Source organism: Corynebacterium sp. (assembly GCF_052107835.1).
Lineage (GTDB): Bacteria > Actinomycetota > Actinomycetes > Mycobacteriales > Mycobacteriaceae > Corynebacterium.
The window spans coordinates 1-9,319 of record NZ_JBQEDF010000082.1 but is presented as its reverse complement, the minus strand read 5'-3'; the positions used below and the strand labels follow the sequence as shown (position 1 = coordinate 9,319).

At 66.6% G+C, this 9,319-nt stretch carries 8 protein-coding genes and 1 pseudogene; 8 read left to right on the top strand and 1 reads right to left on the bottom strand.

Going from position 1 to position 9,319, the window contains the following annotated elements; genetic code table 11:
• The first annotated feature begins 212 nt into the window (after nucleotides 1–212).
• Nucleotides 213–2,561 (top strand): 5-methyltetrahydropteroyltriglutamate--homocysteine S-methyltransferase, encoded by a 2,349-nt coding sequence (metE, locus tag ACTIL2_RS14565; protein WP_442338197.1) that lies wholly within the window; start codon nucleotides 213–215, stop codon nucleotides 2,559–2,561.
• Between the two features lie 94 nt (nucleotides 2,562–2,655).
• On the opposite strand, the gene ACTIL2_RS14560 is transcribed toward metE, so the two are convergent.
• On the bottom strand, nucleotides 2,656–3,261 hold the full coding sequence (locus ACTIL2_RS14560; RefSeq protein ID WP_442338196.1) for a MarR family winged helix-turn-helix transcriptional regulator: 606 nt from the start codon (nucleotides 3,259–3,261) through the stop codon (nucleotides 2,656–2,658).
• A gap of 204 nt (nucleotides 3,262–3,465) precedes the next feature.
• Between ACTIL2_RS14560 and ACTIL2_RS14555 the strand changes: the two genes are divergently transcribed.
• The 7 genes and pseudogenes from ACTIL2_RS14555 to ACTIL2_RS14525 all read left to right on the top strand — a co-directional run.
• Nucleotides 3,466–4,500: an alpha/beta hydrolase family esterase gene (locus ACTIL2_RS14555; protein ID WP_442338195.1), complete on the top strand. Its 1,035-nt coding sequence runs from the start codon at nucleotides 3,466–3,468 to the stop codon at nucleotides 4,498–4,500.
• 75 nt (nucleotides 4,501–4,575) lie between these two features.
• The gene (locus ACTIL2_RS14550; RefSeq protein WP_442338194.1) at nucleotides 4,576–5,286 is read left to right on the top strand and encodes a FadR/GntR family transcriptional regulator; all 711 of its coding nucleotides are present in this window, start codon (nucleotides 4,576–4,578) and stop codon (nucleotides 5,284–5,286) included.
• Nucleotides 5,283–6,107: a creatininase family protein gene (locus ACTIL2_RS14545; protein ID WP_442338193.1), complete on the top strand. Its 825-nt coding sequence runs from the start codon at nucleotides 5,283–5,285 to the stop codon at nucleotides 6,105–6,107. The genes ACTIL2_RS14550 and ACTIL2_RS14545 overlap by 4 nt, the downstream gene beginning before the upstream one ends.
• Before the next feature lie 135 nt (nucleotides 6,108–6,242).
• Complete coding sequence (locus ACTIL2_RS14540) at nucleotides 6,243–7,775, top strand: AbgT family transporter (protein WP_442338192.1); 1,533 nt, start codon at nucleotides 6,243–6,245, stop codon at nucleotides 7,773–7,775.
• 71 nt (nucleotides 7,776–7,846) lie between these two features.
• Nucleotides 7,847–8,809, top strand: coding sequence for a M23 family metallopeptidase (locus ACTIL2_RS14535; RefSeq protein ID WP_442338191.1), 963 nt, complete (start codon nucleotides 7,847–7,849; stop codon nucleotides 8,807–8,809).
• Between the two features lie 6 nt (nucleotides 8,810–8,815).
• Nucleotides 8,816–9,013 carry a hypothetical protein gene (locus ACTIL2_RS14530; RefSeq protein WP_442338190.1) on the top strand — a complete coding sequence of 66 codons (198 nt, stop codon included), beginning with the start codon at nucleotides 8,816–8,818 and terminating at the stop codon, nucleotides 9,011–9,013.
• 73 nt (nucleotides 9,014–9,086) lie between these two features.
• Nucleotides 9,087–9,319: pseudogene (locus tag ACTIL2_RS14525) on the top strand (hypothetical protein); the annotation flags it as partial.

Here is a 9,319-nt window from a genome sequence, read left to right as displayed (position 1 = left end):
CGAAGCAGTCGACGAGAGTCGAGTTCCCCTCCTGGAGCCCCGGACGAGGCGGAACCTGTGGAATGCCCCGCATTCCGCAGCGTGCGGTCCCCGTAGTGTGCGGCCGCCCCGGGGCTTTTCCGCGCCCCGGGGGAGGCGCAACGTCACGGGAGAACGCACGTGGACCATCGTCCGACGGCGAGAACCGTACATCCACATGTGAAGGATCATTTGTGAACGCACAGATCAACGCCACCGTCGCCGGGGTTCCGCGCATCGGCCCGAAGCGCGAGCTGAAGAAGGCCCTCGAGACCTACTGGAAGGACGCGTCCACCGGACGCAACCTGGCCACCGTCGCCACCCAGCTGGTCAACCAGCAGGCCGACAACCTCACCGAGGCCGGCCTGGACTCCGTCCCGACCATCGGCCGTAGCTTCTACGACTCGATGCTGGACACCTCCGCCCTGCTCGGCGCACTGCCTGCCCGGGTTGCCGACATCGACGACCACGGCAATGACGGCCTGCCCGCCTACGTCGACCGGCTCTTCGCCGCCGCCCGCGGCACCGCCGAGCTCCCGGCGTCCGCGATGACCAAGTGGTTCGACACGAACTACCACTACATCGTGCCCGAGCTCGCCGCCGACACCGTTTTCCGCCTCGACGACGCCGCCCTGCTGGCCGACCTGGGCGACCAGGTCACCCGCGGCACCGCGGCGCGTCCGGTCATCATCGGCCCGCTGACCTACCTCGCCCTGGCCCGTACCACCGACGGGTCGGACGCGCTGACCCACCTCGAGGAGATCTTCGAGGCATACTCCCGCCTGCTGCCCCGCCTCGTGGAGCGTGGCGCGGAGTGGGTCCAGTTCGATGAACCCTACCTGGTCACCGACGTCGACAAGGACGAGGCCCGCAAGGCCGACCTGTTGGCCCGCACCCGCGCCGGCTACGAGAAGCTGGTCGCCGCATCGGACGCGAAGCTGCTGGTCCAGACCTTCTTCGGCGACGGCGACCTGGGGGTCAAGACCCTCTCCGGCATCGGCATCGACGCCTTCGGCGTGGACCTGGTCACCGGACGCACCGACGAGCGCCAGGCGGACGACACCAACATCGCGGACGCAGACCTGCTGCCGTCCTGGACCGGTGACGAGGAGATCCTCGCCGGTGTCGTCGACGGCCGCAACATCTGGCGCACCGACCTGGCCCGCGCGCTGGAGACCCTGAAGTCCCTGGCCGCCCGCGGTCCGGTCGGCGTGTCCACCTCCTCGTCCCTGCTGCACGTCCCCTACTCCCTTGCCCAGGAGACCAGCCTGGACGACGATGCCGAGCTGCGCAGCTGGCTCGCCTTCGGGGCCGAGAAGGTCGCCGAGGTCGCCGTCCTGTCCCGCCTGCTGACCGGCACCGAGACCGAGGAGGACAAGGCCGCCGTGGCCGAAGCCCACGAGGCCGTCGCGTCCCGCCGCGCCTCCGAGCGCACCCGCAGCTCCGCGCTGCGCACCCGCACGGACGCCGTCACCGACGCAGACCGCAGCCGCAATCCCTTCGACCAGCGCCGCGAGGTGCAGGACGCTGAGCTTGGCCTGCCGCCGCTGCCGACCACCACCATCGGTTCGTTCCCGCAGACCACCGAGATCCGCCAGGCCCGCGCGAAGCTGCGCAAGGGTGAGTTCACGCCCGAGCAGTACCACCAGGCGATGGTCGACGAGATCAAGGACGTCATCGAGCGCCAGGAGAACCTGGGCCTGGACGTGTTCGTCCACGGCGAGCCCGAGCGCAACGACATGGTGCAGTACTTCTCCGAGCAGCTCGAGGGCTACCACTCCACCGACCTGGCCTGGGTGCAGTCCTACGGTTCGCGGTGCGTGCGCCCGCCGATCCTGTTCGGCGACGTGACCCGCCCGGAGCCCATGACCGTCGAGTGGTTCCAGGTGGCACAGGCCCTCACCGACAAGCCGGTCAAGGGAATGCTCACCGGTCCGGTGACCATGCTCGCCTGGTCCTTCGTCCGCGACGACCAGCCGCTGGGTGCCACTGCCGACCAGGTCGCCCTGGCACTGCGCGACGAGATCTCCGACCTGGCGGACGCCGGGGCGAAGATCGTCCAGGTCGACGAGCCCGCCATCCGCGAGCTGCTGCCACTGCGCGCGGCCCAGCAGCCCGCCTACCTGGCCTGGGCCGTGGGTTCCTTCCGTCTGGCCACCGCAGGCGCGGCGGACGCGACCCAGATCCACACCCACATGTGCTACTCCGAGTTCAACGAGCTCATCGGCACGGTGGGCGACCTGGACGCGGACGTGACCTCCATCGAGGCCGCCCGCAACGGTATGCAGGTGCTGCACGCCCTGCGTGACTCCGGCTTCGAGCTGGGAGTCGGCCCGGGCGTGTGGGACATCCACTCCCCGCGCGTCCCCGAGCAGTCCGAGGTCGACACCCTGCTGACCGAGGCCCTGGAGGCCGTCCCGGCCCGCCAGCTGTGGGTCAACCCGGACTGCGGCCTGAAGACCCGCGCCTGGGAGGAGACCACCGCCTCGATCAAGGTGCTGGTCTCCGCCGCCGAGAAGGCACGCGCGTCCGTGAACGCGTAGTCTTCTCCCACCTCGGAATCCTCGCCGTCCGGGGGTAGGCGAACTGCTTTGTTCGCGTTCCCCCGGGTGGCGGGGATTTCTGTGTGCGGGACCGTCAGGCGAAGTGAGGGTGCGGACCGCCGAACCGGCCGAAGCCCCAGGAATCCCTCCGGAAGAAGGCCGTGCCCATCCCACCGTGGGGTTCCTCACCATGGCTGTGCGGGCCGTGGTGGCCATGGCCGCCATGCCCCCCGACGTCTCGGCCGCGGGGCCGCTCCGGGAGCTTCTCCCGCACGGCGACCGTCACCCGTTCCAGCATTTCCGCGAGCTTCTCCTGCTCCCCGTCGGCCAGGACGTCGAACGGGTCGTCGGTCTCGGGGGTGTCCGCGGCAGCGGTACGCCCCTCGTCGGTGATCTCCACGATGAAGGTGCGGCGGTCGCCCTCGTCGCGCTTGCGCTCGACGTACCCCGACGACTCCAGCTTGCCCAGCAGTTCACTGAGTGACTGCGGACGAACGCCCAGCATGTAGGCGAGTTCCTTCTGAGACATGGGACTCTGCAGTGTGAGGATGTGCAGGACGCGACCCTGCCCTGCGCGCGTGCCGCCGAAGGGGCGGCCGGGATGGCCGACCATGTCCGTCCGACGCAGCATCATGGCCAGATGCATGAGCTGGTTCGTGAGGTCCGGGGTGTCGAACGTGTTCTCGGTGCTGTCATTCATGGTGTCTCCCTGACTATGTTACGGTACCTGCTTTTCAGGTACCTTCAGGACTGAATATTACGCAGGTACCTTCATATGTCAAGCGGTACCTTCATGCTTGGCCCCTAAATGCCGCGGCAATGAAGTTTCCCTGTTGAATGGAAGTCATCTAATGACTTGTGTACAGTGACGGACATCACCATTGACGATCAGAGGAGACTCTCCGTGCCCCTGTCCATGAAACGACCCCTGACCACCACCTTGTCCACCGCCCTGGCTACCGCGCTCGTGTTCGGCGGGACAGCCGCCCTCATACCGGCCTCGGGTGCCGTACCCGGCAGCGCCAGCGGCTCGGCCACCGGATCCACCACGGGGTCACTCCCCCAACCCGACTCCGGCACCGCGCTGGACGCCCTCCCCTCCGCAGGCTGCGGCACCGAACAAACCCCGGGCAATGACGAGTACTCGCTCGATTCCGGCGGGGAGGAACGGACGTACCGGCTCAACGTCCCCCGTGCCTACGACGAGTCGACACCGACGCCGCTGATCCTGGGCTTCCACGGCAACGGCTCCGACGGGGCCGAGTTCCAGAACTACACCGGCCTGACCGACCTGCCCGCGGTCACCGCCTTCCCCGACGGGGTCGCCAGCGAGGACAAGCGCTCCTGGCAGGGCGCCCCTTACGCGAGCGGCGCCGATGACCTGCAGTTCGTGTCCGATCTCCTCGATTCGATCGAGGACGAGCACTGCATCGACCTCAACCGCGTCTACGCGACCGGGAAGTCCAACGGCGGTGGGCTCGTCTCGCTGCTCGCCTGCAACATGCGCGACCGCTTCTCCGCCTTCGCCTCGGTCGCCGGCGCCTATTACCCCCAGTCGACCGAGGGGTGCAGCTACGACGTACCGACGCCGATGCTCGCGATCCACGGAACCGGCGACGCCACCATGCAGTACGACGGCGGCGAGCGCCAGGGCGAAACCTACCCGGGCGTGCGCGACTGGCTCGACCCCTGGACTGACGTCGCCGACTGCGGCGCGATGACTGAACGGCAGATCGGAGAATGGAGCGAGGACGTCGTCCTCACCGGCTGGGCGGACTGTGACAGCAAGGTCGAGCTCTACTCGGTCGCCGATGGTGGCCACGTCTGGCCAGGTGAGGACATGTACAGCGGCGGCGGCTACGTGACCGAGCACTTCTCCGCGACAGACACGATGTGGAGGTTCTTCATCGACAACCCGGAACCGGTCCGGGCCCTGTGACCGTTGACACACCTTTACCCGGTGAACTAGATTCCATAATTGACTAGATGACTTAATGACTTGAAGGAGAGTGCCATGTCCGCTTCGACCGGACTCGTTGAACATCTCACCCGCGAGATCGTCGACGCCATCCGCTCCGACAACCTGCAACCCGGGCAGTCCCTGCCGTCGGCGAAGGTGCTCGCCGAGCACTTCGAGGTCACCGTCCCCACCCTCCGCGAGGCTCTGCGGCGCCTCGAGGCGATGGGGTCGATCGAACTCAGGCACGGCTCGGGCACCTACGTCCGCGAGTCCATCAACCGCCGCATCCTCGACAACCCGCACTACTCCCCCGTCGACCTCTCCGCGGCCATCGAACTGCTCGACGCCCGCATCGCGATCGAACCAGGCATCGCCGAACTCGCTGCGGAAGCCCAGGAACCGGCGGCGGTGATGTCGATGGAATCCGCACTCGACAATGCCCTGAAGGTCAAGACCTCGGTGCCCGCGGGACACTTCCACGTCGAACTCGCGCGGGCGTCCGGCAACCGGGCGCTGCACGAGACGCTGGTGTCGCTCCTCGCCATCCACTCCCGTACCCAGCAGGCGGCGCGCACCACCTACGACCGTCTCCGCGACCACGACGAGCACACCGACATCCTGGACGCGGTCAAACGCGGGGACGGGTTCGAGGCCTCGCACCGGACCCGAAAACACCTCATCGCGATCAAGGCCGCCGTCCTGTCCGACTGGACGAACAACGACCCGGACACCGGCGCGCCCGGCCGGAGAGGATTCCCCCAATGACCCGAAACACCGTGAACGAGATCCGCGCCGGAATCCGCCACTACGGCGAACTGACCTCCCCCGAGGTCGAACTCGCCAAAGCCAGGAACACCCTGCTCATCCTTCCGGTGGGCGCCTGTGAACAGCACGGCGACGCCCTCCCGTTGAGCACCGACAGCATCCGCGCCGACCATGTGGCACTGGCCCTGGCCGAGGAACTGGCGAGCGACACCGGCACCGGCAGCACAGAGGACGACGGCCGCGCCTTCGTCCTCCCCGGCATCGACTACGGGGTTTCCCCGCACCACACGGCCCTCCCCGGGACCGTCAGCCTGGATCCACGCACCTTCATCGAGCTCGTCACGACCGTGGCGGGCAGCGTCGCCGACTCCGGTTTCACCCGGGTCCTCGTCATCACAGGGCACGGGGGCAACCTCGCCGCGCTCGGCGTGGCCCAGCAGACCCTCCTCGCTTCCCACCCGGACCTCGTCTTCGCCTACTCACCGGTCAGCGCCCTCGCCACGGAATCCACCGCCGCACTGCCCCGAACAGAGGTCAGCGGCCACAGCGGCGAATCCGAGACCTCGCAGGTGCTCGCCATCAATGAGCACCTCGTCGATTCCCCCCGACTCTCCGCCGGCGCAACGAAACTCGACGAACTCGATCCCCGGTCGCGGCTGAGCAGGACCAGGACACCGTCCAGCGCAGTCCCCTTCGACCGCTACGCCGACAACGGCGTGCTCGGCGACCCCCGCAGCGCCACCGCCGCAGCCGGCAGGGACATCCTCGACGAGGTCACCACCACACTCGTGGACTACTCACGGCAGATGCTCCGCCTGTAACCGCCCGCCCCGTACGACCCCTGCACCCCTCCACACCCCGTCAGCCCGCGGAATGCACTGGGCTCCTCCAGCCATGTTCTTTTCATTCCGCATCAACATGAATTCTCCCCCGCCTGCACACCAACGGAGTCAGACATGGAAACCACCACAACCCCCCACGACAAGCAGGAACGTCTGCCTGTCCTCATCCGGGCCCTCAACACCATCGAGAAGGTTGGCAACAAGCTTCCCCACCCCTTCTGGCTGTTCTGGATTCTCGCAGCCATCCTCGCCGTCGTCAGCCTCGTCCTCTCGCTCTTCAACGTCGGGGTGAACGACCCCGGCGACGGAGAGTGGACGCCGGTGAACAACCTGCTCAGCGGGGACGGCCTCGCCATGGCCGTGAGTACCGCCCTCGACGCCTACCAGTCCTTCCCGCCGCTGATCACGATCATGGTCGTCATCATGGGCGTCGCGCTTGCCGAGCGCACCGGAATGCTGTCCACCGCGATGAAGGTCTCGATCGCGAAGGTCCCGCCGTCGCTCATCGTGTTCACCGTCGCGTTCATGGGCACGGTCTCCCACGTCGCCTCAGCCGCGGCCTACGTCATTCTCGTCCCGATCGGCGGGATGGTGTTCAAGGCGGTCGGACGCTCCCCCGTCCTGGGGGTCATCGTGGCCTACACGTCGATCGCCTCCGGGTACGACGCCAGTCCGATCCCCACGCCCAACGACGCGATCTTCGCCGGCATCACGACCGCGGCCTCGAACATCATCGACCCCGACTACGTGGTGACGCCGATCAGCAACTGGTTCTTCAACATCGCCAGTTCCGTCCTGCTGGCCATCGTCATCACCATCGTGACCGAGCTCGTCCTCACCAAACGGCAGAACCTCGAGGCCGACGAGGACGCCGAGTACGAGGATTCCGTGGTCACCGACAAGGAACGCAAGGCACTGCGCCTCTCAATGTTCGCGGTCGTTGCCATGATCATCGCCGTCGTCGTGATGGTCGTCCCGGAAGGCGCGCCACTGCGCGGCGACGGCTCATTCGACGAGTCCCCGTTCCTCACCGGCATCGCGTTCATCATCGCCATGATCTTCGGCGTCGGCGGCATGGTCTACGGCTACCGCGAGGGCACCATCAAGACAATGGCCGACGTCCCGAAGCTCATGGGCCAGGGGCTCGCCAGCATGACGCCCGTGCTGATCCTCTTCTTCGCCATCGCGCAGTTCCTCGAGTACTTCGAGTGGACGAACATCGGCATGCTCGTCTCCGTGAAGTCGTCCGACATGTTCACGAACCTCGGTCTGCCGATCTGGGCCATCTTCATCCTCGTGCTCGTCATGCTCTCCCTCGTCAACGTGCTCATCACCTCGGGTTCCGCGATGTGGGCGATCATGGCGCCTGTCATCGTGCCGATGCTCATGCTCCTCGATGTTCCCCCGGAGACCTCCCAGGCGCTGTTCCGCATCGCCGACTCCGGTTCGACCGCGATCACCCCGATGAGTCCGTACTTCATCATGGCGCTCGGGTTCATGCAGAAGTACCAGAAGTCCGCCGGCATCGGCACCCTGATCTCTCATACCCTGCCGCTGGCGGTGTGCATGACGATCTCGTGGAGCCTGCTGTTCTTCCTCTGGTGGGGGCTCGGGATCCCGCTCGGCCCCGGCGCGCCGGTCAGGTGACCTACGCCCGGTTCGGCCATTTTTCCCCGCTACTCTTGTTTGTAGGTACGTAATACCGTACTCTTGCCGACATGGACGAGGACCTGTCAACTCCGCCAACCCGCCACCGCCGGACGGGTCCGCGCCTGCGTCGCCCCGTCGCTGGTCTGCACAACCGGGGCGGGACGATGAAGTACGCCGTGCTCACGCTGTACCGGATCCGGACGCCCTTGTTCATGATCGCGGTCTACGTGTTCATCGCCGTCGTCATTCTCGACCTCGTCCCGCTTCACAGCGTGGACCTGGTCCCTGCGATACATTTCTGCCGTGCCAGTCTCCTCGTGATCTCCATTCTTGTTCTGCTCCTCTGCGTATGTGGGCCGAGGTTACTGACGGAACACCCGGCGACCACGGTCCAGTCCCCGGTGGCTGGTCGCTGGCTCGGGGTCAACAGCCCGGCGACAAACGTCCCCAGCCACGGCATCCGTGGCTACGGACAGACCTACGCCATCGATGTCGTCGCCGAGCCGGAGGACGGAAGCCCGCGCCCCGCATACGGCGGCACGGTGTTCCGCGACCCGCGGACGTATCCCGCGTTCGGCGAGCCCGTACTGGCCATGGTCGACGGCACCGTGGTCAGCGCCACCCACCGGCATCGCGACCACAGGGCACGGTCCAACCCGGCCGGCCTCATCTACCTGATGTTCGAGGGGATGATCCGGGAACTGGGTGGTCCCGGATTCATCGTCGGCAACCACGTCACCATCCGCACCGGGGACGGTTTGTTCGCCACCGTCGCCCACCTGCAGCGTGGCTCGGTGAACGTTGCCGTCGGCGACCGTGTCCACGCCGGCGACCAGGTAGGACGCTGCGGCAACTCCGGCAACAGCAGTGAGCCCCACGTCCACGCTCAGTTGATGGACCGGGCATCGCTGTGGACCGCGCAAGGGTTGCCCATCGCCTTCAACGGGGTCCGGCTGGGCGAGGACGCCGGACCGGTGGACGGACTGCCGGAGAACGGCCAGCACATGACAACCACACATCCCGAGAGGTGAACCCCCATGGACCGCTACTGGACGTCAATCATCGTATTCATGTTCGCGTTGTCGATCTTCACCATCCTCGTCGACAACTTCATGACCACCTACATCCTGGCACTGTGCACAGCAGTCGTCACCTATGCCGTCCTGGGACGACCAACGAACACGGAGTCCGATGAAACGCAGGAGAATCAGCCGCAGCTCACCCATCCACGGTGACACGACTCTCGCCGAGCAGTTCTTTGGGCACGTCGAGGCACCGAAAAGCGGAGTGTACGGTGCTTCCCTTGCCGTGGTGTCCCCCGACGGGTCCCGTACCTGCGGGATTGGATACCCGACCGACAAGACTTTTCTCCTCGGCTCTGTCGGCAAGGCCCTCAACGGACTGATCTACTCCGACATGGTGGCCGCAGGCACGGTCCACCCCGAGGACACGCTTGGCCAGTTCCTCCCGCTGGCTGAAACCCCGGCGGTCAAGTCCGGGGAAGTGGTGTATCTACCTTCCGATGAAACAGTGTGCGTGAT